Origin of the sequence: Hymenobacter jeollabukensis, from assembly GCF_005771675.1 — a bacterium.
GTDB classification, from domain to species: domain Bacteria; phylum Bacteroidota; class Bacteroidia; order Cytophagales; family Hymenobacteraceae; genus Solirubrum; species Solirubrum jeollabukense.
Genome location: NZ_VAJM01000009.1, coordinates 132,922 through 158,866, shown reverse-complemented (window position 1 = coordinate 158,866; position 25,945 = coordinate 132,922). Strand labels below are relative to the sequence as shown.

The following is a 25,945-nucleotide window of genomic DNA, read 5'->3' as shown; positions in this document are numbered from 1 at the left end:
TGGTAGCCGGTTAGCGCACTTCGATCTGACGCTTGGTTGTTTTGTCGGTGTCGAAAGGCAGCACGAGGCGCAGCACGCCGTCGGTCATTTCGGCCTCGATGGCGTTGGCGTTGACGGTTTCGGGCAGGCGGAACTTGCGCGAGAACGTGCCGTAGCTCGACTCGGTGCGGCGCACTTTCACCGCGTTTTCGCCTTCGGTGACCGGGGCTTTCCGCTCGCCGCTCACCGTCAGGGTGCCTTCCTGCACGTCGATGGTCAGCGCATCTTTGGGCACGCCGGGCAGGGTGAGCAGCAGCTCAAAGCCGGTGGCGGTTTCCAGCACGTCGGCGGCGGGCAGGAAGCCGGTGCCGGTGGTGTAGCCGGGCAGGGTATCGTTGAACAACTGGCTCAGAACAGCGTCGAAGGGACGCACGGCGCGACGGGCGGGCTGGGTGTTGAACATGGTTGCCATAGAGTATTTGATTGGGTTGAGTTCAGAAGGTGAACCGCGTCGAAAGTGGCGCGGACGCTCTCCTACTTATCAATTTCGTACCAATCAAATAATTCAGACAAAAAGTCTTATTTTATCATCACAACCCAAACTACGTTCGAAGAAAACAAAGCTTATTATAGGGTCAAAGCCTGCAAAGCGCCATTTCCCGCGCCAGCCAGCACCGACAAAATGACATCATCATCAATGTTGCGTCGGCAGCTGCACCCGGTTGAAGGTCGATTTGCCTTGGAATAAGGTATAGCGCAGGTCGATGCCAACGACGGGTGTGCGCACGTTGGTACGGCCGCCGGAGACGAGGTTGCCGTCGGCGTCGAACTGGGGCAGGTAGATTGCAAAATCGGTCTGGCGCGCAACGTAGGGCGTCAGGTCGAAGTGGTCGGAAAGGCGGATGCCAACCTCGGCCCGCCAGATGCCCTGTTCGAGCGTGCGCTGATCGGGCGCGTCGTCGGGGGGCTGCAGGCGGATGTTGGCGGCGGCTTCGTAGGCAATGCGCGGACGTAGCTTCACCCGCTCGCCCACGTTGTAGAAGCGCTCCAGGTCGAGGCGCAGGCGGGCCTGGCTGAGGTTGCGCTGGTCGGCGGGCTGGAACAGGTAATCCAGGCTCAGGCGCTGCCCGAAAGTCAGCCCGAACACGTCGCCGCGGTGGCGCAGCAGCACTTCCGGACGGAAGTAAAGCTGCAGACTGCTCACGTCGCCGCCCAGCTCTTCCAGCAGGTACAGCCGGGCGTTGCCGCCGCCGCTCCAGTGCTCCGACCAGAAATGCTCGTAGCCGACCTGCCCCCAGTTGTTGACAAACGACTCGCCGTACTTACCGAAGCTGTGTCGGGCCTGCAGGCTGCCCCAGAAAAAGTCGCCGTTCTGGCGGGCCAGCTCCAGCTGCAACTCGGTGCTGCCGTTGAGCGGGTTGCGGAGCTTGCGCTGGGCCTGGGTGGCCGTGGGCGTGAGCAGCCCCAGCAGGCCACCGGCCAGCGCCACGCGCATCAGGATTGACTTCATAAGCGGATACGGATGATTAGCGGTGACTGCGGCTTACGCTTCCACGGCCAGCTCGCGCAAAGCCAGCCAGGCCATCAGGCCCGGGCCGACGGTGAGGGCCTGGGCTTCTACGTCGAAGGTGGGCGTGTGGACGGAGGAGGCGAAGCGGCCGTCGAGGGCGCGGGTGCCGAGGCGGTAAAAGCAGCTCGGCGCCTGCTGCGAGTAGAAAGCGAAGTCCTCAGAGGCCATCCACTGGTCGATGTCGATGACGTTGTCGGGGCCGAGGTAGTCGACCATAGCGGCGCGCACGCGGCTGGTTACGGTCACGTCGTTGTCGAGGCAGGGGTAGCCGCGGCGGATTTCCAGCTCGCACGTCGCGCCCATGGCCGTGGCCAGGCCCTCGCAGAGCTGGCGCAGGTGCACGTGGGCCTGCTCGCGCCAGGCTTCATCCATGGTGCGGAAGGTGCCTTCGATGTAGACCTCGTTGGGAATCACGTTGGTGGCGCCGTTGGCAATAACTTTGCCGAAGGACAGCACCGAGGGAATTTTGGGGTTGGCGCGGCGGCTCACCAGCTGCTGGGCGGCCACAATCAGGTTGGCCGCCACCAGCACCGTGTCGATGTTCTGCTCGGGCATGGCGCCGTGCCCGCCCTTGCCGCGCACGGTCAGGTACAGCTCGTCGGCCGAGGCCATGTAGCGGCCCGCGTGGATGCCCACCTGGCCGGCCGGCAGCTGCGGAAACACGTGCTGCCCGAGTACCGACTGCGGCGCGGGGTTGTCCAGCACGCCTTCCTTGATCATGATGGACGCGCCGCCGGGCACCAGCTCCTCGCCGGGCTGAAACATCAGCTTGACGGTACCCTCGAACTCGTCGCGCAGCTGCGAGAGGATGCGCGCCACGCCGAGCAGGGACGAGGTGTGCACGTCGTGGCCACAGGCGTGCATCACGCCGGGGTTCTGCGAGCGGTAGGGCACCTCGTTCTGCTCCTGAATGGGCAGCGCGTCCAGGTCGGCGCGCAGGGCCACGGTGCGGCGGCCGGGGTTGCGGCCCTCGATGTGGGCCACGAGGCCGGTGGTGGCAATGGGCTGCGGGTCGAGGCCGAGCTTGCGCAGCTCGGCGGCTACGTACTTCGCGGTTTCGAACTCCTTGAACGACAGCTCGGGGTGGGCGTGCAAGTGGTGGCGCTGCGCCACCACGTCGGCGGCCTGCGCGGCGGCCAGTTCCTGAATGCGGGTAAGCAAATGCTGCATAAGCCGCAAGGTACAACCGCGCGGCTTGCTGGTCAGCTGGTCCCGCCCCTACTCAAACAGCACGCTCACGTGGGGCTTGACGGCCAGCAGCATGGTGCGGCCCAGCAGGTTGGGGCTGAAGGCGGCTTCCATCTGCTCCTCGGCCAGCGTCACGCGGCTGACCAGCACGCAGTCGGCAAACTCGAGGTATTCGCCGCGCTTGTCGTTGTTGTAGCGGATGCGCCCGCGCACGGCCACGGTGAGGTCCAGCAGAATGGCCTCGGTGCCCGTCTGCACCAGCGTCACGTCGACCAAACCCAGATCGGGCCACAAGGACACGAGCAGCACTAGGCCGTCGTGGCGCACGCGGTAGTGCATACCGCCGTTGTCGTCCTGGGTCGGAATGGCCTCCAGGCCCTGCAACAAATCCAGCTCCTCCCACTGCAGCTGACGAATGAGCGGCATAGGCTAGAAGCGGGTTTTGTTGATGAGCACCTGCGCCGGCTGCAAATCCGCCTTGGGCGCCAGCGGCTTGATGCGCAGCATGGCCCGCTCGGCGTCGAGGCGGGTAGCGTAGTCGCCGATGAAGAGGCGGTAAATCGGCTGCTTGAACACCACGTAGTCGGTTTCCTCCGGGTAGCGGCTGATGACGGCCCGGCGGATGGCCATGGCCTCGTCGCGCTCCAGCCCCACGTAGGCCTGAATGCGGTAGCCCGAGGTGTACTTGACGTTCTGATTGGTGTAAGCCTGGTCGCGCAGGCGCTGGTCAATCAGCGTGTTCACGCTGGCCGTGGGCGTGACGAAGGCTTTGCCCGTCAGCGGCTTGGGCGCGGGCGGCGGGCTGAACTTCGGCCGGTACTTGCTCAGGTCTTCGGCCGGCTGACTGGCGCGGCCCGCCGTGGTAGTAGCGGGTTTGGTGGTATCGGGGGCGGCGGTGGTGGCGCCGGGCGCGGCCGGGCCCGAGGCAGCGCAGCCGGCCAGGGCGAGCGTAGCGAGGAGCACGGGCACGTTAGTAGGCAGTCGGTTCATGGGTGGAGGCAGCTTCGGCGGAATCGGGGGGCGTGAGCAGGGCCAGGCCGGCGGAGGCCCCGAGGCGGTCGGCCCCGGCCTGCACCAGCGCCACGGCCTGGGCGTGGGTGCGGATGCCGCCCGACGCCTTGATACGGATGTGGGCCGGCAGCTGGTCGCGCATGATGCGAATATCCTCGACCGAGGCGCCGCGGCTGCTGAAGCCAGTGGAGGTTTTCACGAAATCGGCTCCGGCGGCGGCGCACAGGTCGCAGGCCCGGCGGATTTCGGCCTCGCTGAGCAGCGCCGTTTCGATAATGACTTTGAGGATGCCGCCGCGGAAATGGCACAGCTCGGCCAGCTGCCCCAGCTCGTCCTCCACCTCCGCGTCGCGCCCCGACTTAAACGCGGCCACGTTCATCACCACGTCGATTTCGGTGGCACCTTCGCTCAGGGCCTGGTGCGCCTCGAAAAACTTCACCTTGGTGAGCTGATAGCCCAGCGGAAAGCCCACCACCGTGCACACGGCCACGCCCGAGTCGTACAGCTCGTTGGCGGCCACGCTCACGTAGCACGGCGGCACGCAGGCGCTGGCAAACTGCGCCGCCCGCGCCTCGGCGCACAGCTGCACGATCTGGTCACGGGTGGCCTCGGGCTTGAGCAGCGTGTGGTCGATGCGCGCGGCCAGGTTATCGGTGGAGAGCATGGGGCAAAGGTAAGGATTGCGGCTGGCGCCGGTTTAGCGAGTGAAACGAGCGTAACCGGTGCCCACCATAAAGCAGGCTTTCAGCCGGCGTGAAACGCTGCCATGTATCGTCGGAGCATCAGACGCCGGACGCAGGCTGAAAGCCTGACTGATTTTAGGCACCGGTTACGCTCGTTTCACTCGCTAAACCGGCGCCAGCAACGCAAAACCGCCCCAGCTTGGTAGCCGGGGCGGTTTTCAATCTTTCACCGAATTCGAGCGTTAGTCGATAATCACGGCGCGGTTGCTGAGCACGTCTTCTTCCACGCTCTTGAACTTCACGTCGCGCACGATGCGGCCGTCCATGTACTGCACGCTCACCTTGTCGTTGCGGTTGGCAATTTTCTGCGAGCGAACGGGCTCCTGCTTTTCCACGATGCCCTCGGCGTTGTCGTCCTCGGCGGTGTAGCCCGACTCCAGCTGCGAGTGCACCTGCTCCTTCTCGGCCTTCACGCGGGGCTGCGGCATGCGCGGCACGGTGTCGGCTTCTTCGAAGAAGATTTCCGGCTCCTGACCGGGGGCCTGGGTGGTAGCCGGGATGTCGGCGTGGAACAGGAAGTTCACGGTTTCCTCGTTCACCTTGCTGATCATGCGCTTGAACAGCTCAAACGACTCGAACTTGTAAACCAGCAGCGGGTCTTTCTGCTCGTACACGGCGTTCTGCACCACCTGCTTCAGGTCGTCCATGGAGCGCAGGTGCTGGGTCCAGGCCTCGTCGATAATCGACAGCACGATGACCTTCTCCATGGCGCGGATCAGCTCCTGCCCGTTGGTCTGCTGGGCCTTGCGCAGGCTGGCCACGGCCGTCACCTGCTTGCGCTGGTCGCTGAACGGCACGGCAATGTTTTCGAACGGCGCGTTCTGGGCCAGCAGGTCGTTGATGAGCGGCAGGGCCGACTCGCCGATGACCTCGTTCTTGGAGTGGTAGTAGCCCAGGGCCTCGTCGTAGAGCTTCTGCACCAGCGCGGCGGCCGGCTGCGAGGCAAACTCGTTGGCCGAAATGTGGGTGTCGTAGCCGAACACGCGGATGATGGCCAGCTGGAAGTCGTTGTAGTCGCCGCTGACCTTGTGGCCCGCCACGATGTCCTCCGCCACTTCGTAGACCATGTTCCAAACGTCCAGCTCCAGACGCTCCCCGAAGAGGGCGTTGCGGCGGCGGCGGTACACCACCTCGCGCTGGGCGTTCATCACGTCGTCGTACTCCAGCAGGCGCTTACGCATGCCGAAGTTGTTTTCCTCCACTTTCTTCTGGGCGCGCTCAATCGACGAGGTAATCATCGAGTGCTGAATCACCTCGCCTTCCTCCAGGCCCATGCGGTCCATGAGGGCGGCAATGCGCTCCGAGCCGAACAAGCGCATCAGGTTGTCTTCCAAGGACACGAAGAACTGCGAAGTACCCGGGTCACCCTGGCGGCCCGAGCGGCCGCGCAACTGCCGGTCGACGCGGCGGCTTTCGTGGCGCTCCGTGCCGATGATGGCCAGACCGCCGGCCTCCTTGGAGGTTTCGCGCAGCTTGATGTCGGTACCGCGGCCGGCCATGTTGGTGGCAATGGTCACGGTGCCGGGGTAGCCGGCGCCGGCCACGATTTCGGCTTCGCGCTGGTTCTGCTTGGCGTTCAGTACCTGGTGCGGAATCTTGCGCAGCTGCAGCAGGCGGCTGATGATTTCCGAGTTTTCCACCGAGGTGGTACCCACCAGCACCGGGCGACCGGCCTTCACCAGCTCCTGGATTTCCTCGGCCACGGCGTTGTACTTCTCGCGCGTGGTCTTGTACACTTTATCGTGCTGGTCTTTGCGGGCAATGCCGCGGTTGGTCGGGATGACCACCACGTCCAGCTTGTAGATCTGCCAGAATTCGCCCGCTTCCGTTTCGGCCGTACCGGTCATGCCGGCCAGCTTGTGGTACATGCGGAAGTAGTTCTGCAGGGTCACCGTGGCGTAGGTCTGCGTGGCGTCTTCGATGCGCACGTTTTCCTTGGCCTCGATGGCCTGGTGCAGGCCGTCGGAGTAGCGGCGGCCTTCCATCACGCGGCCGGTCTGCTCGTCCACAATCTTCACCTTGTGGTCTTCGCTGACGATGTACTGGTCGTCGCGCTCGAACAGGGTGTAGGCCTTCAGCAGCTGGTTGACGGTGTGAATGCGCTCCGACTTCTCCTGGTAGTCCTGCATCAGGTGTTCCTTCTGGTGCAGGCGCTCCTCGGCCGTCAGGGCCTTGTTGTTCTCGATGGCGGCCAGGTCCATGCCGATGTCGGGCATGATGAAGAAGTGCGGGTCTTCGCCCTGCCCGGTAATCAGGTCGATGCCGCGCTCGGTCAGCTCAATCTGGTTGTTCTTCTCGTCGATGGTGAAGAACAGCGGCGCGTCGGCCTGGGGCATCTGGCGCGAGTTGTCCTGCAGGTAGTGGTTTTCCGTCTTCTGCAGAATGGCGCGGTTGCCGGTTTCGGAGAGAAACTTGATGAGCGGCTTGCTCTTGGGCAGCCCGCGGAAGGCGCGGAACAGCGCCAGGCCGCCCTCCCCTTCCTTGGGGCCGTCTTTGCCTTCCTTCAGCTGGCGCTTGGCGTCGAGCAGGTATTGCTGGATGAGCTTTTTCTGCTCTTCCACCAGACGCTGAATGCGCGGCTTCAGGATCAGGAACTCGTGCACGTCGCCGCGGGGCACCGGGCCGCTGATGATGAGCGGGGTCCGGGCGTCGTCGATGAGCACGGAGTCCACTTCGTCGACCATGGCGTAGTGGTGCTTGCGCTGCACCAGCTCCTCCGGGTCGCGGGCCATGTTGTCGCGCAGGTAGTCGAAGCCGAACTCGTTGTTGGTGCCGTAGGTGATGTCGGCCAGGTAAGCCTGCCGGCGCGCGTCGGTGTTGGGCTGGTGCTTGTCGATGCAGTCACACCGCATGTTGTGGAACTCGAACAGCGGGCCCATCCACTCCGAGTCGCGCTTGGCGAGGTAGTCGTTGACGGTTACCACGTGCACGCCGCGGCGGGCCAGGGCATTGAGGAACGCGGGCAGCGTGGCCACCAGCGTCTTGCCTTCACCCGTAGCCATTTCCGAAATCTTGCCCTGGTGCAGCACCAGGCCGCCGATGAGCTGCACGTCGTAGTGCACCATCTCCCAGGTCATTTCCGAGCCGCCGGCCATCCACTTGTTCGGCCAGATGGCTTTGTCGCCCTCGAAGCGAATGTGCGGGCGGGTGCGCGCCAGGCTGCGGTCGTGCTCGGTGGCCGTAACCACCAGCTGGCCGTTTTCCTTGTAGCGGCGGGCGGTTTCCTTCACGATGGCGAAGGAGCGCGGCGCAATTTCCATCAGCACCTCTTCCAGCTGCACGTTGCGCTGCTTTTCCAGCGCGTCGATCTGGTCGAAGATCTGTTCCTTTTCCTGGATGTCGAGGTTGGGCTGGTCGTTGATACGGCCGTGCAGCTCGGCAATCTGGCCGTCTACGGCCCGCAGGCGCTCATCGATGATGGCGCGCAGCTCGTCGGACTGGCCGCGCAGCTCGTCATCGGAGATGCCTGCCAGTTTGGCGTATTCGGCGTTGATGGTCGCCACGTAGGGGATGATGCCTTTCAAGTCCCGCTCCGACTTGGTGCCGAAGACTTTCGTGACGGCCTTCCCGATAAAATCGAACATGCTGTAGAGGAAAATGTACTGAATGCGCTGGGGCGCACCTCAAAAATACGTTTTCTAAGGGAAAAGCCCCAGACGCGTTATCAGATGCCCCAGAAATGAACAACCCCGCCTCTTCAAAAAGAGTGCAGGGTTGGGTCAGTAAGCTAAGTTGTCAGGTTTCCGCCGGATGCCGCTACCAGAACGTCATTGCGGGCGGAGCCATGATGCCTGTGCGCTAAAAAGAACGTCATGTCGAGCGAAGTCGAGACATCTCGCTCGATAGTAATTTCCTCGTTGAACGAGAAGAATGCTATCTGAATACACACGCGAGATGTCTCGACTTCGCTCGACATGACGTTCTAATGGGAGCGTTCTGCCGGCCCGATCAACTTACGCCTGCTACTTGTCCGGGTCGCGGGGGAGCAGCTTTTCCATCAGCGTAGCCGAGCCGGTAATGGCGGGTTTCTTCGGCTGCGCTTCCTCCGATTTCTCGGTGAGCTTCTTATAAAGCGTTAGCGCCTGGGCTACCACCTGGTCCATGTTATAGTACTTGTAAGTAGCCAGGCGGCCTACGAAGTGCACATTGGGCGTCTCGTCGGCCAGCTTCTTGTACTTGTTGTACAGCTCGGCGTTTTCGAGGCGCGGGATGGGGTAATACGGGTCGCCCTCGGCCTTGGGGTACTCGTACACGATGCTGGTTTTGGGGTGCTGCTGGCCGGTGAGGGCCTTGAACTCGGTGATGCGCGTGTAGAGGTGCTCGTTGGGGTAGTTCACCACCGGCGCTTCGAGGTGCTGCTCCTTGTTCAGCGTCTCGTGCTTGAACTCCAGGGAGCGGTAGGGCAGCTTGCCGAATTTGAAGTCGAAGTACTCGTCTACCGGGCCGGTGAAAATCATTTCCTTGAAGGGAATGACGTTCATGATTTCGTGGTAGTCCACGTTCAGCATGATCTTGATGTTCGGGTGGTCGAGCATCTTCTCGAACATCTTGGTGTAGCCGTGCAGGGGCATGGCCTGGTAGGTGTCCGTGAAGTAGCGCCGGTCCCGGTTGGTGCGGGTGGGCACGCGCGAAGTCACCGACTTATCCAGCTCCGAGGGGTCGAGGCCCCACTGCTTGCGGGTGTAGTTGCGGAAAAACTTCTCATACAGCTCGCGGCCCACCTTGTTCACCACCACGTCCTCCGAGGTCTTAATGACCGGAATGTGCTCGGCCTGCGACTCCAGGAAAGCTTCGACTTCGAAGCTGGTCATGTTGGTGCCGTAGAGCTTGTTGATAGTGTCCAGGTTGATCGGAATCGGTACGTGCTGCCCGTCGACCGAGGCCAGCACCCAGTGCTCGTAAGGGCGCCAGTCGGTGAAGTCGGAGAGGTATTCGAATACGTCCCGGGAATTGGTGTGGAAGATGTGCGGGCCGTACTTGTGGACCAGGATGCCGTCCTCGTTGTAATGGTCGTAAGCGTTGCCACCGATGTGGTTACGCTTGTCGATAATCAGCACTTTCTTATTGGAGCGCGTGGCAAGGCGCTCGGCCAGCACGCTGCCAGCGAAGCCGGCTCCGACGATGAGGTAATCAAACATAGCTCCGGGGGCAGTTTAGGGTTGGTTGGGTAAGACGAATTGGTGTGGCAAGCGGCGGCGTGAATCCTAAGCGTTGGCTTTTTTCAGTTCGGCCTGCATCAGGTCGACCATGCCCTGCCAGGTCTGGTCCCAGGAGATGGTGCCGAGGTAGGCGTCGACGCGCTGCAGCCAGGCCGGGTCGGCGCTGTCAGCCAGGGCTTTTTCGATGGCCTGCTCGAACTCGGGCGCCCGAGCAGCAATGTGCACGAGGCCCAGCTCGCCGTAGGGGCGCACCACGTCGCGGATGGGCGTGCTGACCACGGGGCGGCCGGCGGCCAGGTACTCGGGCGTCTTGGTGGGCGAAATGAACTTGGTGCTTTCGTTGTCGGCGAAGAGCAGGGTGGCTACGTCCCAGCCGCGCAGGTAGTCGGGCAGCTCCTTATAGTCCTTGCCACCGAGGTAGTGGATGTTGCTCGACTTAGGCAGCGTGGCCGGGTCGATTTTCACCACCGGTCCGATGATGACCAACTGCCACTCGGGCCGCGCTGCGGCCAGCTGGCCCAGCAGCTCGATGTCGAGGCGCTCATCAACCACCCCGAAGAAGCCCACGCGCGGATGCGGAATGTGGGCCTGATCGGCCGGATCTGCAGCGGCCTTGCGGGCTTGGCCGAAGTGGGCTTTGTCGATGCTGCTCGGGAAGGCGTGGGCGCTGTGGTGCTGTTTGGTTTTGGCTTCGTAGAGGGTCTGGCCGCCGGTAAAAACGAGCTGGGCTTTGCGAAACAGCTCCTGCTCGCGGCTGCGCAGCTCGGGGTGGGCGCCCTTGAAGTTGGCCAGCTCGTCCATGCAGTCGTAGATGGTCAAAGCGGGCTTGAATTGCCGCGACTTGGCCAGGAACATGGGCGAGTAATACCAGGCCACGAAGTCCTGGATTTTTTCCTGCTTGAAGTACTCGCCCAGGATGTCGGCCTGCACCTTATCGGCGGCTTCTTCGGCCAGGCCTTCGGGCAGGTGCACCACCACGATTTTCAGTTTACCTTCCTCGCGGTCCTTGATTTCCAGCCAGGGCTCCATCGTTTTGTCGCCCCAGTGCGTGCAGGGCTCCTCCACATAGAATACGCGGGTGTGCCGGGCAAAGCGGGAGAGCAGGTGTTGCGGGCGCTGCCACACAAAATCCCAGTGCAGGTGCGCGAAGCACACCAGGTCGGGCAGCTGCTGGTCGGTGGTAACTTCGGTAGTGGCCTCGGTGGAAGCATCCGAGGGAGTGTTGTTGGCAGGTGCCGGCGCGTAGGATGGGACGTCGAGTAAGGACATGCGTAAGAGCGTCAAAAAATTTGGCGACAGGTGTGGCAGTAAGAATTGGTCGGCCCGGTTACACAACCCTTCTCAACCAAGCGCGGCAGATAGGCATACGCAGGCCCCCGGCAAAAGGATACTTCCCGGCTAACTCAACCATAAAATGGAATGATATCCCACAAAAAAACGGGCCTATTGGCCCGTTAACACGCATTGCATTTCCACGGCGTCTTCCCAGCCCACATCGGTGCTGAGCCACTGCCGCCGCACGCCCACGCGCCGAAACCCGGCCCCGCGGAACAGGCGCAGACTGGCCTGATTATTTCCCGCGATGGTGCAATACAGCTGGTGCAGGTGCAGGGTGCGGCGGGCGTAACGCTGCGTCAGTAGCAGGGCTTCGGCGGCGTAGCCGGCGCGGCGGCGGTTCTGCAGCACCATGATGCCCACGGCCGCGCGCCGGTGGTGTGGCTCGAAGTTGAACAGGTCCACGGTGCCCACGGCGGCTCCATCCGCCGCCGCGCAGATGACCAGGCGCAGCTGCCGCACCTCGTAGAAATCGGCCGCGGCCGCGTCGAGGTAGCGCTCCAGGGAGTAGTGCGAAATGGGCGTGAGCGTGTCGGAGGCCAGGCCCCACACGCTCCCGTCGTTTTCAATTTCGTAGAGGAAGGCGAGGTCGTCGGCTTCGAGGGCCCGCAGGTACACGGTGTCGCCGCGCAGCATGGGCTAGAGCTGGATGTCGCCCGCGAAGACGAATTCCGCCGGGCCATTCAGGTACACCTCGGTGAACGAGCCGTCGGGCTGCTGCCGGAACGACACCGACAGGTCGCCGCCGATGGTGCGCAGGGGCACCGGGCTGAGGGCGCCGCGGCGGGCGGCGGCCAGGGCCACGGCCGTTACGCCGGTGCCACAGGAGTGCGTTTCGTCTTCCACGCCGCGCTCGTAGGTGCGCACCTGCCAGGGCTGCCCGCTCACCTGCGGCTCCTCCACGAAGTTGACGTTGGTGCCGCCCCGGGCATTGAAAAACTCGCCGAAGCGGATGGCGCGGCCCTCGGCGTACACGTTGTGCTCGGCCAGGGAGCTGGCGGGCAGAAACCGGACGATGTGCGGGCTGCCGGTGTTGAGAAAAATACCGTCGGGCACCTCCTGCTGGCCGGCCACGTCCATCATGCGCAGGCGCACGGTACCGTCGGCATCCACGGTGGCCTCGTGCGGGCCGTCGGCGGCGAGGAAGTGGGCTTTGTCCTGAATCACGCCGAGCTGCTGGGCAAAGGCCACGGTGCAGCGGCCGCCGTTGCCGCACATCGAGCCCAGGTAGCCGTCGGCGTTGTAGTACACCATCTCGAAGTCGTAGCCGGGCAGGGTGCGCAGCAGGATGAGCCCGTCGGCGCCGATGCCGCGGCGCCGCTCGCAGAGGCGGCGCACCAGGGCGTAGTCGTCGGCCGGGAAGCTGCGGCTCCGGTCGTCAATCATCACGAAGTCGTTGCCGGTGCCCTGGTACTTATGAAAACGCATGGAAAAGCAGAGAAAAAACGGTCAGACCAGCTTGCGCAGCAGTGCCACCTGGCCGGCGTGGTAGAGGTAGTGCTGCGCCGTGCCGTGCAACAATACGTAAATGGAAACACCCGAACCGTCCGGGCGGTTGCGCTCGGCGCCGAGTACTTCGTTCAAGTCCTTGTCGTGCAGCGCCTGCACGGCCGTCAGCAGCCGCTCGTGGGCTTTGGAGAGTTCGGCCAGCGCGGTTTGCCAGGCCACTTCATCGGCCACCAGCGGCACGGCGGGCCAGTCCTCGCCCTCGATGAGCACGTGGTAGCGCTGCTCGATGCGGGCGCTGGCCGTGGCGGCCCAGGTGCGCAGGTGCAGCACCAGCTCCCAGATGCTGTGCGCCGGCGGAATCGGCCGCGCCGCCGCTTGCTCGGCCGACAAACCAATCAGCGTAGCCAGCAAGGATGGGCCGGACCAGGCGTCGCTGTGGAAGGCGCGTTCGAGCTGGTCGAGCAGGCGGGGGAGTTCGGTGTGAGGCATGTGCCAAGATACGCTAGAGCACGCCCCAACCGCTACCACCGCACACGCCGCAGCCCCAGTCGTGCCCACCGTCAGTTCCTTCGCCAAAGCAGCCCACGCACTGCTCTTGGAACGATTCGACACGCCAACTGCCCTTTTTTAGTAGCTCCATCCGGTAAGGCCAATTCATTTTGTCTTTCAAGATGAACGTGCAGCGGCATTCATCGTGGGCTAGCTGTTCTACCACCTCGAACTTCTTGTCATCGACGAGATAGATTTCAGCGCCGGCGCCGTCCGCGAGAATCCCGCTTTCACGCATGACATAGAGCAGGTAGATGCGGTGCTGACTCCGGCGATGCAGCTCCAGGAACAACGCCAGCACTTCCGGCGGATCCAACGAGTGGCCGCGCGGCGACGCAAGGCTGAACGAGGGTGACAACGGCGCGTGCATGTGGTAAGCTCAGTAAAATCTTCTTCTCTCCTACCCGCCCAAACGTCATCCGCCGCCCGGCCGTACCTTTGCCGGCCCGCCCCGCGGGGCTCACCAAAGGTAGCGCATGTACTCCTTCCTCACCACCAGTCCCTGGCCCGACTACGAGCTGCTCGACAGCGGCAACTTTCAAAAGCTGGAGCGCTTTGGGCGCTACGTGCTCAGCCGTCCCGAGCCCCAGGCCGTGTGGGACCCGCACCTGCCCAAGAGCGAATGGGACCGGGCCCACGCCACTTTCACCCGCGAAAAAGGCGCCAACGCGGCCACCGAAAAAGGCCAGTGGAAGCTCAAGCCGGGCATGGCCGAGCAGTGGTACATCGACTACGAGCGGCCCGACGGGCTGAAGCTGCGTTTCCGCCTGGGCCTCTCGTCGTTTAAGCACGTCGGGCTGTTTCCGGAGCAGGACCCGAATTGGCAGTTCATCTACGAGCAAACGAAGAAGCGCCGCGCCGAGAAGCCCCGGGTGCTCAACCTGTTTGCCTACACCGGCGGGGCCACCCTGGCCGCCCGCGCCGCCGGCGCCGATGTCACTCACCTCGATTCGGTGAAGCAGGTCAACTTCTGGGCCCGCGACAACATGGAAGCTTCCGGCCTCGACGGGGTGCGCTGGCTGGTGGAAGACGCCTTCAAGTACGTGCAGCGCGAAGTGAAGCGGGGCAACAAGTACCAGGGCCTCATCCTCGACCCGCCCGCCTACGGCCGCGGCCCCACCGGCGAAAAGTGGCAGCTCGAAGACCAGCTCAACGAGATGCTGAAGATGTGCCGGGAGCTGCTCGACCCGCAGGACCACTTCTACGTCATCAACCTCTACTCCATCGGCTACTCCGCGCTGATTCTGGACAACCTCATCGACACGATTTACGCGCCCTACGGCCAGCAGCGCGAAATCGGGGAAATCTACCTGCACGACAAGGGCCAGCGCAAGCTGCCGCTGGGTACCTTCTGCCGGTTCGCGAATTGAAAAGGTGACAGGTGACACGTGACAGGTTGAGCAAGTAACTTGTTGCGGACTCCCGCCTACGTGTCCTGTTTCGCTCCTCACTACTTCCCTGTTACTTGTCACGTGTTACGTGTCACCTCAAAGCTATGTCACACAAAAAGCGCCTGGCCCTCATCGACATGGGCACCAACACGTTTCACCTGCTCATCGTGGAGCTGCCCGAGCGGCGCGGCGAGGCGCCGCGGGTGCTGCTGCGCACCAAGGTGGGCGTGAAGCTGGGCGAAGGCGGCATCAGCAACGGCGAAATTGCGCCAGCCGCCTTCGACCGGGCCCTGCACACGCTGCAGGCGTTTCAGGAGGAAATCGAGCTGCACCAGGTGACGGACGTGCGCGCCACGGCCACCAGCGCGGTGCGCGTGGCCCGCAACGGCGAGGAGCTGGTGAAGGCCATTTTCGAGCAGACCGGCATTCGGGTGGAAATCATTGCCGGCGCGCGCGAGGCCGAGCTGATCTGCAAGGGCATCCGGCAGGCCGTGCCGCTGGGCGACGAGCCGCATCTGCTCATGGACATCGGCGGCGGCTCGGTGGAGTTTATCATTGCCAACGACCAGCAGATTTTCTGGAAGCAGAGCTTTGAAATCGGGGCACAGCGCCTGCTCGACCAGTTTTTCCGCCACGACCCGCTCACCCCGGACGACGTGCGCGCCGAGCAGGATTTCCTGCGCCACGCGCTGGTGCCCATGCTCTCGGCCGTGGAGCACTTCCGCCCCGGCACGCTGGTGGGCGCCTCCGGCTCGTTCGATACCTTGGGCGACCTGGAAGCGGCCCGGCAGGGCCAGGACCTGGCGCGGCAGCCCGCCGCCCGCGAGGTGTCGCTCGACAGCTTTTACCGCAGCTACGACGAGCTGCTGAACACCACCCACGAGCAGCGCTTGGCCCTGCCCGGCATGACGCCCATGCGCGCCGACATGATTGTGGTGGCCTGCGTGCTCATCGACTTCGTGCTCAACGCCTGCCGCCTCACCCGCATCAAAGCCTCCGCCTACGCGCTGAAAGAGGGCCTGCTGGCCGAAATGCTGGGCGAGTAACTGTCAGTAATGCCCCCGGCGGCTTGTCAGACCCCATTCCGAAACGCGGAACGGGGTCTGACAAGCGTTTTTAGCCATTCCGCATTCCGGAATGGGGTCTGACAACCATTCTTGGTCATTCCGAAATGCGGAATGGGGTCTGACAACCGTTTTTGGTCGTTCCGGAATGCGGAACGGGGTCCGACAGGCATTTTTGCCCGTTCCGAAATGCGGAATGGCATCTGACAACCATTTTTGCGCTTTCCGAATTGTGGCATGAGTGCCGCTGGCTGTTCGGGCTGGCGCGGCCCTCCTACCCTTCCACCTTTACCTGCTGCCCCCTTGACTTTCGAGTACCAGCGTCTGTTTGATTTTGCCGAGGGCGTATTTCGCGCCATGGGCTGCCCCGCCGAGGACGCCCGCCAGGCCACCGAAACCCTGCTGTCCGCCGATTTGCGCGGCGTCGACTCGCACGGCGTGGCGCGGCTCAGCGGCTACGTGCGCCTCTGGGAAGCCCAGCGCATCAACGCGGCCCCGCGCATCGGCGTGGTGCACGAAACGCCGAGCACGGCCGTGGTCGACGGCGACGCCGGCCTGGGGCTGGTGGTGGCCCCGCACGCCATGCGGCTGGCCATCGAAAAGGCGCGGGTGGCGGGCACGGGCTGGGTGGCCGTGCGCAACTCCAACCACTTCGGCATTGCCGGCTACCACGCCATGCTGGCCCTGCCCCACGACATGATTGGCATTGCCCTCACCAATGCCTCGCCGCTGGTGGCGCCCACGTATTCGTTGGAAAGGCTGCTGGGCACCAACCCGATTTCCGTCGCCATTCCGGCCGGGGAGCAGCCGCCCTTCGTGCTCGACATGGCCACCACCACGGCCGCCCAGGGCAAGATGGAAATCCTGGAGCGCAAGGGCTTACCCGCCCCCGCCGGCTGGATTCAGGACAAAGACGGCCAGCCCAGCAGCAACCCCACCGAAACCCGCAACGGCGGCGCGCTGGTGCCGCTGGGCGGCGAAACCGGCAGCCATAAGGGCTACGGCCTCGGCGCCACCGTCGATATCCTCTCCGCCGTGCTGTCGGGTGCCAACTATGGCCCCTGGGTGCCCCCGTTCGTGGCTTTCCTGCAGCCCCCCGCCGACCCGGTGGGCCAGGGCATAGGCCACTTCTTCGGCGTGATGCGCGTGGACGCCTTCCGCCCCGCCGCCGAGTTCAAGGCCCACATGGACAAGTGGATCGAAACCTTCCGCCATGCTAAGGCCGTGTCCGGGCAGCAGGTGCTCATCCCCGGCGACCCGGAGCGCCGCATGACGGAGGAGCGCCTCACCCACGGCATTCCGCTGCTGCAGAAAGTGGTGGACGACCTGCAGACCGTCGGGCAGAAGTTTGGCGTGACGCTGTAGCTGCGCCGCCCCTGATTTACCCGAAAAACGACGAAAGCCGGCGGATATCCGCCGGCTTTCGTCGTTTTTCGAGGGCACTGATTTACTACACCGTTTGGCCGCCGCTGGCCACCGTGGCGTACACGCGGGCCGCTTCGTCGGTATCGAGGTACTGCGACTGGTAGTTGGGGTCGTTGCCGTTCAGGAACAGGCAGGCGCCCTTGCCCAGCGTATCGATAATCTGGGCGTACTGGTCCATGGGCAGGGCCGGGCAGCCGAGGCTGCGGCCCAGGCGGCCGTTCTGCTTGATGAAATCCTCGCTCACGTAGTCGGCGCCGTGCATCACCACGGCCCGCTCGCGGGCGTTGTCGTTGAAGCCCAAATCCTGGCCGTCAAGCTTCAGGGAGCGGCCGTGCTTGCCCACGTACTCGGCATCGGTCACGTAGAAGCCCAGACTGCTCATGTTCGACTCGTTCTGGTTTGAGAAGTTGGTGGCCACGTTCTCGCCGGAATTGTGGCCGTGGGCCACCAGCGTGTGGAACAGCACTTCCTTCTTGCCCAGATCGAGCACCCACAGGCGCTTTTCGGTGGAAGGCAGGTCGAAATCGGCCACGGCCAGCAGCTCGCGGTTGGGGTCGAGCTTGTCTTCGGCGCGCAGGTTCAAGTAGCCCGTGTAGGCCTTCTCGAACACGTCGAAGCTCAGCCCCTGAGCCTGCAGGTTCATCTCGTCGTAGAGCTGGCGGGTGCCTTGGGTGAGCAGCGTAACGGGCGAGGGCGCAGCCGGGCGGCTGAGCGCCACCGGCAGCTGGTGCCCGTGCGCCTGCGTGGTGCGCACCGGCCCGGCCAGTGGCGTGGCCAGAAACAGAGAAGCCACGAACGGCAGCGCCCGGCGGGCCAGACGACGCGCTTTGACTTTCAGGCGGAGGCGGTGAACGACGCTATTATGCTTTTCCATCGGAGTGGTTTCGTTTGGGCTACAGGGCCTTGCGGCCCGCTTAGGCTCTATACGATGCGGCCCCGATATAGGCTGCAATTGATATTCTCAACGAACCGGGGCGGCGGATGATTCCCCGGAGCGGAAAAACCTGCGCAAACGATTGGGGAACCTAAAAATATTCCGCAACTTACCGCCCCGGTTTGCGTGCACGCATCCCGGTTCTGTCCCTTTTCCCTTACCGCATTCCCAACCTTTACTCATGCTGAAAATCTGGCGCACCGCGTCCCGCTTGGGGGCGCTGGCCGCAGTCGGCGTGGCCCTTCTGATGGGCCCTGCCGCACAGGCACAATCCAAAGTCGTCCTCCAGGGCTTCTGGTGGGACTACTGGAACTCCAACTACCCCAACGGCTGGGCTAACTACCTGGCCGAGCTGGCGCCCCGCCTTAAGGCTATGGGCGTCGACGCGGTCTGGATTCCGCCGAGCATCAAAAACGGCAACCAGGGCAACGGCTATTCCCCGTTCGACCACTACGACCTCGGCGACAAATACCAGAAAGGTTTCGTGGGCACGCGCCTGGGCACCAAGGATGAGCTGCTGCGCATGGTGGCGGTGCTCCACGCCAACGGCATCGAAGTGGTGCAGGACGTGGTGCTGAACCACGTCGACGGGGCCGGCTCGCAGTCGGGCGCGGGCGGGCAGGACCCGGCCGCTTGGGAAGACTACAGCACGAGTAAGTACAAAAACTTCCGCTACGTTTCCTACAACACGCCGGCCTCGGCGGAGGACGCGGGCAACTACCTTGCGCGCTCGGGCCGCTGGCCCAAAAACTGGCAGAATTTCAATCCCAACCCCGGCAATAATTCTACTTCCGGCGACTGGAACGCGGTGTATTTCGGGCCCGATGTGAGCTATTATTCCGGCTCATACGGCAGCAGCTCCAATGCCACGTACAACCCCGCCCAAACGGCCGATTATATGCGGACGCAGGCCCGCAACTGGCTGATCTGGTACAAAAAGCAGGAGGGTTTCGACGGGGTGCGCCTCGACGCGGTGAAGCACTTCCCGGACTTCGCCACCGAGGATTTTCTTTACAACCTGCAGAGCAACGCCGGCTGGGCCTCGGGCGGCGCGGGCATGTACGCCGTGGGCGAATGGGTAGGCGGCGGCAGCCAGCTCGACCAGTGGTGCACCAACGTGCAGAACCGCGCGGGCACCTTCGACTTTTCGCTGCGCAACGGCCTCTACAGCATCGTCAGCGGCGGCGGCAACTTCGACCTGGGCTCCTTGCCCAGCTACCAGCAGGGCACGCGGGTGGTGCTCACCAACGGGCAGTACGTGCACCGCACGGTGCCCTTCGTGAACAACCACGACACCTTCCGGCCCCAGACTGGCAGCACCGGCAACTACACCGGCTGGAACACCGGCTCGGAGCTGGCCCCGCACATCGACCCGTTCGACCCGCGCCTGTCGGCCACCTACGCCGCCGCGCTGGCCCTCGACGGTTCGCCGCAAATCTTCTTCGAGGACCTCTTCAACGTGGGCAACACCGGCAAGCGGTTCTCGCACAAGCCCACCAGCACCACCGACCTGCCCACGCGCTCGGACCTGGAAAACCTGATCTGGTGCCACCAAAACCTGCGCTTCAAGGACGGCGCTTACAAAGTGCGCTACCAGGCCGCCGACCACCTCGTCATCGAGCGCAGCACCAAGGCCATCATCGGCATCAACGACAACTTCTCCGCCTGGCAGAACAACACCGTGTCGTGCGACTTTGCCCCGGGCACGGTGCTCAAGGACTACTCCGGCGCCAACGGCACGGCCACCGTCACGGTGAGCGGCTCGCAGACGGTGAGCATCAACACGCCGCCCTGCAACGGCACGGCCACCGGCGGCCGCCGCGGCTACTCGGTGTGGGCCCCGGTGAACATCGGCACCAACTACGTGCGCGCCGCCATGACGACCACCCAGGAATGGGAACTGGCCGACGACCTGGGCGACCGGGACAGCCGCTCCCTGGGCCAGGGCGGGCAGCTGCCAGCCGCCTCAACGGCCTGGCGCACGGCTGGCCGCATCTACGTGGGCGCCAACAAGACGGTGAGCTATAACCTGTTTCCCTCGGATGGCACCCGCTCGTTGGTAATGGCGCTGTTTAACGCCAGCGGCACGCAGGTAAGCAGCGCTACCGGCACCGGCACGCTCACGGGCTCCTACACGCCCACAGCCGACGGCTGGATTACCCTGAAAGCCCGCCAGAACAGCACCGCCAACCCCGCGCAGAAAGCCTTCCTGAAGGTAACCTACACGGCCCCGACCGTCGTGAACACCGCCACGGCTGGCCGCAACAGCACCGTGACGGCCGCCACGGATGCCAAGCTGGCTGTGGCGGCGGACCTGCAGCTGTACCCCAACCCCACCGCCGCCGACCGCATCGAGCTGACGCTGGTGGCGCCCGAGGAGCAGACGGTGACCCTGCAGCTGCATGATCTGACCGGCCGCCGCGTGCACGAGGAAGTCATCAAGCTCTACCCCGGCTCGACGACCACGCGCCTGCAGCCGAACAAGCAGCTGCCCGCCGGCGTGTACACGGTGAGCGTGCCCGAGCTGCACCTCACGCGCAAGCTGGTGGTGAAGTAACCGCAGACTGATTGAAGGCAAAAAAGCCGCTTCCGGAATCCGGGAGCGGCTTTTTGCTTAAATGGCACCCGATTATTAGAACGTCATCCTGAGGCGCAGCCGAACCGCAGGTCGACGTAGTCAAGGACCTTCCTCCAACCCTGCACCAACCGAAAAGCGCAGCCACCAACGCCCAATCGTCCGGGCCGCGGTGGCTGCGCTTCGGTGTTACTGAAAAAACGTTGGTACTTCGTAGCCAGCGACGGTGCAGGGTGCGAGGAAGTTCCTTCGCTGCGCTCAGGATGACGGGCTGCTGTTCTAGAGTCTGTGGACAGTAATTAAAAGAGGTATTCTGATGCTTTCCAGGTCGTCATGCTGAGCTTGTCGAAGCATCTCTACCGCACGATGCAACGAAGCGGTAGAGATGCTTCGACAAGCTCAGCATGACGTTCTTTTTGCTTACTGTCCACACACCCTAGAAGAAGAAGCTGCCCGTCAGCTTGGCGAAAAACGGGGTACCGGGCGTGAAGTGCAGCTCCGACACGGGCGCCGCCTCGCCGCGCAGCTGGCTTTCGGTGTCGAACTGGGCCTCGTTCCAGTCCACGTTCAGCAGGTTTTCGATGGTCAGGCCCAGTTGGTAGCGCCGGTGGGTGTAGTTGGCCAGGGCATCGACGATGGTGTAGCCGCGGGCGCGCACCGAGTTGTCCTCGTTGGCCGGGCGGCTGTCGACGTGGCGGTAGCGCAAGCTGGCGCTGAAGCCGCCGGGGCGCTTCCACGTCAGCCCGCCGATGCTGGTGAGGCTGGGCGCCAGCGGAATGTAGTTCTGGCCCCGGGGGTCGTCCACCGAGCGGCCGCGGTTCAGGTTGAAGTCCACGTCGGCGAAGAGGGCGGGCGTGAGCTGGTAGCGCACGGCCAGGTCGAGGCCCAGGCGGCGGGTGCGGCCGGCGCTTTCCACCACGGCCTCATCGCCCACGTAAATCAGCTCGTCCTGCAGATGCAGGGCCCACACGGCCAGGTTCACCACCAGCTCGGGCACCGGCTTGAAGTTGGAGCCAACCTCATAGCCGATGGCGCGGGGCAGGGCGCCGGCGCGGTTCAGCACCACCGAGCGGGCGTCATTCGAGTGGAAGCCGAAGCCGGAGCGGGCAAACAGCTGCACGGCCGGGCTGAGCTGGTAGTACAGGTTCAGCTTGGGGCTGACGCGGGCCTTGCTGGCCCGGCCGGAGAGGGAATCAAACCGGTCTTCGCGGAAGCGGAACCGGAAGTAGTCGAGGCGGGCGGCGGCATTCAGCGTGAGGCGGTCCGACAACGGCAGCGTGGCGTCGAGCCAGGTGAAGTAGCTCTGCTCCTGCACCCGGCCGCTGACCAGCGTATCGGTGACGGCGCGGCGCACGGCGTGGCGCAGGGCCAGGTCCACGTCGTCGAAGCGGGTGCCGACGCCGAGCGTGGTGCGCAGGGTACGACTGCCCACGGCAAAGCCCCGCTCGTAGGTGCCGCGGTAGCCGGCGAGGTGGCGGGCTTCGTTCTGCCGGATCTGGTCCCCGTTCACGGGGTTGTCGCGGAAGAAGGTGAAGTTGGAGTACAGGTTGAAGCCGTAGCGCGAGTAGTACGCCTGCTGGGTGAGCACCGCGTCGTGGGGCAAATCCACCGTGAGCTGCACGTTGGCGTTGGTGCGGGCCGTGTTGCCGCCCTCGGTGGGGTCGATGGAGCCGAAACGGGTAATCAGGCCCTCCCGGATGGCGCGCTCCGGCACCTGGCCCGAAGCGTCCCAGCGGGAGCTGAAGTGCCAGCCGCTCACCGCCAGCGTGGTGCGCTCCGAGAGCTGCCCGGTGTACTTCAGCAGACCGTTGAAACGGTTGAAGTGCTGCTTCTGCTCGAAGTAGGCGTTGGTGAAATTGTACTCGGCGGCCAGGTAGGCGCTTTCGCGCCCGCGCTGGCTGAACAGGTGGCCGTTTTTGCCCAGCAAATCCAGCAGCAGCACCGCCCGGCGCGTGTCGAAGCGGCCGACTTCCAGCTTCACCTGGCTTTGCTCCAAGCTGGTCTTGGTGGTGAATTCGCCCGCGCCGGCCGTGGCAAAATCGCCGAAACGGGCCGAGTACGGGCCCTTGTATACGCGCAGCTGCTCTACTACTTCGGGAATCACGAAGTGAAAATCAGCGTAGCCCTGCCCGTGTGCGTGCGACACCATGTTCACCGGCATCCCGTCGATACTCACGTTGAAGTCGGTGCCGTGGTCACAGTCGAAGCCGCGCAGGTAAATCTGCTCGGCCTTGCCCCCACCCGCGTGCTGGGCAATGAAGAGGCCCGGCACCAGCCGCAGCAGGTCCTGGGCCGAATTGACGGGCCGCAGCTGCCGGTCGATGCCGCTGATGGCCGCCACGCTCTGGTTCAGGTCGCGGGGCTGGGCCACGGTTACTTCGGCCAGCTGCAGGGCGGTGGGCACCAGGGCCACCGTCAGCGGCTCGGGCGCGGCACTGCCCACGGTCAGCGCAGTGTGCTGACTGCGGTAGCCCAGCGCCGATACGTGCACCTGGTAGGTGCCGGCGGGCAGGCCGCCCAGGCGGAAGCGGCCCAGGGCGTCGGTGGTGGCGCCGTCGGTAGGGCGGCCGTCGAGGCGCACCGTCACGCCCGGCAGCGGGCGGTGCGAGGCCGAATCGAGCACCGAGCCGCGCAGAGCAGCTACCAATTGGGCCGTCGCCGTAGTGGCCGAGACCAGGAAAACCGATAGGAAAGACAACAGCAGGCTTAGCTGCCGGGCCAAGCGGCCGGAGCGTAGCAGTAAGGGCATAGCGGCAAAGCGGTGACGCCAAACCGGCCCGCGGAAAGCGCGGCGGCCGGCAGGACGTCGGATGACGAGAATAAGACGGGTGCCCAAGTCGACGCGACAGATGCGCGGCGGGCTCAGGCCGGAAACCGACCACGGCGGGCACGTCGGCCGAGCGGTGGTCAGGTGGTCTTAGGCGCGTCGGGGCGGGGCGTCGGGCTCAGCCAACAAACCCAGGGCCAGCGCGGGCGTCCACCTCGGGAAGGCGGGCCGGGGCTGGCGCAGGGCGGGGCGCGGCGGCAGCAGTGCTGTTTCCGCCAGCAAGTGCACGTCCGTGCCGTTCACTTGAGCCGCAATGTGGTGCCAGATATCTTCGCCGGGCTGCCGGGGCGTCCAGCGGTGCTGGTCGCCGTTGCAGCGGTCGAAGCAGTCGAGGCGCAGCGCGTTGTCGCGCTGGCAGGTGGAGCTGTGCACGTAGGCCCGCTTGGGCCGGTACCGCTCCCAGTCGTCGGTGCGCCGGCCCACGCAGCCGCAAGCCACTACCAGCAGGTAGTTGCACAGCAGCAGCACGATGAAGGCCTGACGCATGAGGTCGTTGAACTGTTAAATTGTTGAATGGCTAAATGGCTGGTTGCGCTGGTGCCAGCAGCCATTCAGGGGTGCAGAAGCGGCCGGAAAACCGGCGCAGGAAATCAAGCAGACGAGGCTCTGGAACAATCGAACCAGGCCCGCGCGGTGTCAGACAAAGAACACCCGCTCGACCGTCCACCAGGCGGCTACCAGCGCAATGCATACCGACATGGGCATGAGCACGCGCTGCTTGTACCAGGGTTTCGGGGCCGTCCACCAGCCGATAATCAGCCAGCAGAGCAGGATGATGCTGACCTGGCCCAGCTCCACACCCACGTTGAAGCTCACGAGGGCTTCGTAGAAGAGGTGGCGGGGTAGGCCGATGTCGCGCAGAATGCCGGCAAAGCCCAGCCCGTGCAGCAGTCCGAAGCCGAACACCACCGCCAGCCGCCAGGGCCGCAGTCGGTCGGTAATCAGGTTTTCGAGGGCCACGAAGAGGATGGACAGCGCAATGAGCGGCTCCACCACGCTCGGGGCCACCGAAATCAGCCCGGCGGCGGCCAGACCCAGTGTGATGCTGTGGGCCACCGTGAAGGCCGTGGCCTGCAGCAGCACCGGCTTCAGGCGCGGCTCGAGCACGAACAGGCTCACGATGAACAGGATGTGGTCGAGCCCCCAGGTCATGTCGGCCGAGAGGGGAATGATATGCTGAAAGCCCAGCTGCAGGTAGCCCCACACGGCCTGGGGCCGCGAGAGGCTGCTGATGTCGACGTTGCTGAACGGGTGCGCCCCGGCCCACAGCGGTAAGAGCAGCAGCACCAGCAGCGCACCGGCGCGGGGCGGAAAAAGCGGTTTCATCGCAGCCTGGAAAAGCGAAGCCGACTAGCGGCGGGCCACCAGCAGGGCCGGCGTGGGGTCGGTCGGGTCGGGCTTGAAATTGGGGTTCTGCTCGCGGGCCTGCCGCAGCCACGATTCGCCCTGGGCCACTTCGCCGTTGCGCAGGGCAATGCAGCCGGCGCGATAGAGCAGCTGGGGGTTGCGGCAGTTGGTGCGCAGGGCCTGCGTCATGTACTTGCGGGCTTCGGCGTACTCGTTGCGCTTGTAGTGCACCCAGGCCATGGTTTCGCACACGTCGATGTTGGCCGGGCGCCGCTCGTACTCGGTTTGGGCGTGCTTAAGGGCCTGGTCCAGGTCGCCGGCTTTCAGGTAGGCGTAGGCCAGCTCCCGGTCGGTGTAGTGGCCCTGGCCGTCTTCCTGGTCGTTGGTGTTGGCGTGGGCCTGCAGCTGCTTGATGACGTTCTGCGCCGAAGCATCCGCCTGCGTGGGCTGGTTGTTGAGGCGGTACAGGTCGGTCAGCTCGTCGTCGAAGGCGAAGTCGCGCACCTGGGCACGGGCCTGCTTGAGCAGCCGGATGGCGGTGTGGTAGTCGCCGCGGGTGCGGGCCACGCGGGCCAGCCCGGCCTGGGCGTAGGCGTAGCCGGGGCGCGTCTGCAGGGCCTGCCGGTAAGCGGCTTCGGCCGGGGCCAGCTGCCCGGAGTTTTCGTAGAGGCGGCCGAGCATCACCCGGCACCACTCGGTTTGTTCCAGCCCGGTCACGCCGGCGCGCACGGCCAGGTCCATGGCTTCTTTGGCGCCATTCACGTCGCCGTGAATTTCGCGCAGGTACGACACGCGGGAGTAGGCGCGCAGGTCGGGGCGCAGCTCGTTCATGCGGTCGGCGGCCTTGATGGCTTCGGGGTAATGCCCCAGCTCCACGTGCGCGTCGCAGAGCAGGCCCTGCACGAAGCCGTTGTAGGGATTCAGCTCGGCGGCGCGCTCGGCCAGCGTCAGCCCCTGCCCGAAGTGGTGCTGCGAGAGGCTAATGACAGCCTTGGTGCACAGCGCCTCAAAATCGTCGGGGCGCTTGAGCAGCACCTCGTCCACCAGCTTGAGCGCGGCGGCGTCGTAGTAGGTATGGTCGCCGGTCACGCGGCTTTCCTGCACGTAGGCCTGGGCCAGCTGCAGGCGCGCTTCGTAATCATCGGGGTTGCGGCGCAGCTTCTCCTGCAGGCCCGCTACGGCCTGCTTGGTGTTCAGCCACTCGCCGCCCACGGCCAGGGCGCCGCGGCGCTCCTTGAGCTGCGGCACGGGCGCCTCCTTACGGGCCAGCAATACCGCCGCCACCGATACGGCGAAACCCACCAGCAGCAAGGCGTATAGTATGCGTCGAGGTAGAGACATAGAAGAGGGAAACGGGGAGTTGAGAGGGGCAATTCAGCTACGGCTGGTGCCCTCGGCC

22 protein-coding genes are annotated in these 25,945 nt (G+C 64.5%); 4 read left to right on the top strand and 18 right to left on the bottom strand.

Translation table 11 applies throughout. From position 1 onward, the window contains the following. Positions 1–10 precede the first annotated feature (10 nt). From FDY95_RS17555 to FDY95_RS17495, 13 genes are all read right to left on the bottom strand, one after another. The gene (locus FDY95_RS17555) at positions 11–451 is read right to left on the bottom strand and encodes an Hsp20/alpha crystallin family protein (RefSeq protein ID WP_138079791.1); all 441 of its coding nucleotides are present in this window, start codon (positions 449–451) and stop codon (positions 11–13) included. A 222-nt stretch (positions 452–673) separates the two neighbouring features. Next, a complete protein-coding gene (locus tag FDY95_RS17550; protein WP_138079790.1) occupies positions 674–1,489 on the bottom strand; it encodes a hypothetical protein in 816 nt (271 codons plus the stop codon). A 33-nt stretch (positions 1,490–1,522) separates the two neighbouring features. After that, positions 1,523–2,719: a M20 metallopeptidase family protein gene (locus FDY95_RS17545; protein ID WP_138079789.1), complete on the bottom strand. Its 1,197-nt coding sequence runs from the start codon at positions 2,717–2,719 to the stop codon at positions 1,523–1,525. Between the two features lie 48 nt (positions 2,720–2,767). Then, complete coding sequence (locus FDY95_RS17540) at positions 2,768–3,163, bottom strand: hypothetical protein (protein ID WP_138079788.1); 396 nt, start codon at positions 3,161–3,163, stop codon at positions 2,768–2,770. Between the two features lie 3 nt (positions 3,164–3,166). Continuing rightward, a complete protein-coding gene (locus tag FDY95_RS17535) occupies positions 3,167–3,727 on the bottom strand; it encodes an SPOR domain-containing protein (protein WP_138079787.1) in 561 nt (186 codons plus the stop codon). After that, the gene (deoC, locus tag FDY95_RS17530; protein WP_138079786.1) at positions 3,708–4,412 is read right to left on the bottom strand and encodes a deoxyribose-phosphate aldolase; all 705 of its coding nucleotides are present in this window, start codon (positions 4,410–4,412) and stop codon (positions 3,708–3,710) included. The genes FDY95_RS17535 and deoC overlap by 20 nt, the downstream gene beginning before the upstream one ends. A gap of 261 nt (positions 4,413–4,673) precedes the next feature. Then, positions 4,674–8,075 (bottom strand): preprotein translocase subunit SecA, encoded by a 3,402-nt coding sequence (secA, locus tag FDY95_RS17525; protein ID WP_138079785.1) that lies wholly within the window; start codon positions 8,073–8,075, stop codon positions 4,674–4,676. Positions 8,076–8,453: 378 nt separating this feature from the next. Then, the gene (glf, locus tag FDY95_RS17520; protein ID WP_138079784.1) at positions 8,454–9,629 is read right to left on the bottom strand and encodes a UDP-galactopyranose mutase; all 1,176 of its coding nucleotides are present in this window, start codon (positions 9,627–9,629) and stop codon (positions 8,454–8,456) included. Positions 9,630–9,695: 66 nt separating this feature from the next. Next, positions 9,696–10,919 (bottom strand): glycosyltransferase family 1 protein, encoded by a 1,224-nt coding sequence (locus tag FDY95_RS17515; RefSeq protein ID WP_138079783.1) that lies wholly within the window; start codon positions 10,917–10,919, stop codon positions 9,696–9,698. 174 nt (positions 10,920–11,093) lie between these two features. Next, the gene (locus FDY95_RS17510) at positions 11,094–11,621 is read right to left on the bottom strand and encodes a GNAT family N-acetyltransferase (RefSeq protein WP_138079782.1); all 528 of its coding nucleotides are present in this window, start codon (positions 11,619–11,621) and stop codon (positions 11,094–11,096) included. A gap of 3 nt (positions 11,622–11,624) precedes the next feature. Further along, a complete protein-coding gene (dapF, locus tag FDY95_RS17505) occupies positions 11,625–12,413 on the bottom strand; it encodes a diaminopimelate epimerase (protein WP_138079781.1) in 789 nt (262 codons plus the stop codon). 21 nt (positions 12,414–12,434) lie between these two features. Then, a complete protein-coding gene (locus FDY95_RS17500) occupies positions 12,435–12,923 on the bottom strand; it encodes a DinB family protein (RefSeq protein ID WP_138079780.1) in 489 nt (162 codons plus the stop codon). Between the two features lie 13 nt (positions 12,924–12,936). Beyond that, entirely contained in the window at positions 12,937–13,353 is a 417-nt protein-coding gene (locus FDY95_RS17495; RefSeq protein WP_138079779.1) for a hypothetical protein, read from the bottom strand. Between the two features lie 106 nt (positions 13,354–13,459). Here FDY95_RS17495 and FDY95_RS17490 point away from each other — a divergent pair, with 106 nt between their 5' ends. From FDY95_RS17490 to FDY95_RS17480, 3 genes are all read left to right on the top strand, one after another. Continuing rightward, a complete protein-coding gene (locus FDY95_RS17490; RefSeq protein ID WP_138079778.1) occupies positions 13,460–14,353 on the top strand; it encodes a class I SAM-dependent methyltransferase in 894 nt (297 codons plus the stop codon). A gap of 125 nt (positions 14,354–14,478) precedes the next feature. Beyond that, positions 14,479–15,420: a Ppx/GppA phosphatase family protein gene (locus FDY95_RS17485; protein WP_138079777.1), complete on the top strand. Its 942-nt coding sequence runs from the start codon at positions 14,479–14,481 to the stop codon at positions 15,418–15,420. Positions 15,421–15,741: 321 nt separating this feature from the next. After that, positions 15,742–16,803, top strand: a complete 1,062-nt coding sequence (locus FDY95_RS17480) for an Ldh family oxidoreductase (protein ID WP_138079776.1) — start codon at positions 15,742–15,744, stop codon at positions 16,801–16,803. A gap of 85 nt (positions 16,804–16,888) precedes the next feature. Here the strand turns inward: FDY95_RS17480 and FDY95_RS17475 are convergent, their stop codons facing one another. Further along, the gene (locus FDY95_RS17475) at positions 16,889–17,737 is read right to left on the bottom strand and encodes a murein L,D-transpeptidase catalytic domain family protein (RefSeq protein WP_138079775.1); all 849 of its coding nucleotides are present in this window, start codon (positions 17,735–17,737) and stop codon (positions 16,889–16,891) included. Between the two features lie 241 nt (positions 17,738–17,978). Between FDY95_RS17475 and FDY95_RS17470 the strand changes: the two genes are divergently transcribed. Continuing rightward, a complete protein-coding gene (locus tag FDY95_RS17470; RefSeq protein ID WP_138079774.1) occupies positions 17,979–20,354 on the top strand; it encodes an alpha-amylase family glycosyl hydrolase in 2,376 nt (791 codons plus the stop codon). A 454-nt stretch (positions 20,355–20,808) separates the two neighbouring features. On the opposite strand, the gene FDY95_RS17465 is transcribed toward FDY95_RS17470, so the two are convergent. From FDY95_RS17465 to FDY95_RS17450, 4 genes are all read right to left on the bottom strand, one after another. Then, the gene (locus tag FDY95_RS17465) at positions 20,809–23,121 is read right to left on the bottom strand and encodes a TonB-dependent receptor (RefSeq protein WP_138079773.1); all 2,313 of its coding nucleotides are present in this window, start codon (positions 23,119–23,121) and stop codon (positions 20,809–20,811) included. A gap of 168 nt (positions 23,122–23,289) precedes the next feature. Continuing rightward, positions 23,290–23,685, bottom strand: coding sequence for a hypothetical protein (locus FDY95_RS17460; protein ID WP_138079772.1), 396 nt, complete (start codon positions 23,683–23,685; stop codon positions 23,290–23,292). Positions 23,686–23,835: 150 nt separating this feature from the next. Continuing rightward, a complete protein-coding gene (locus tag FDY95_RS17455; RefSeq protein ID WP_138079771.1) occupies positions 23,836–24,525 on the bottom strand; it encodes a HupE/UreJ family protein in 690 nt (229 codons plus the stop codon). Between the two features lie 24 nt (positions 24,526–24,549). After that, positions 24,550–25,887: a tetratricopeptide repeat protein gene (locus tag FDY95_RS17450; protein WP_138079770.1), complete on the bottom strand. Its 1,338-nt coding sequence runs from the start codon at positions 25,885–25,887 to the stop codon at positions 24,550–24,552. Between the last annotated feature and the right edge of the window lie 58 nt (positions 25,888–25,945).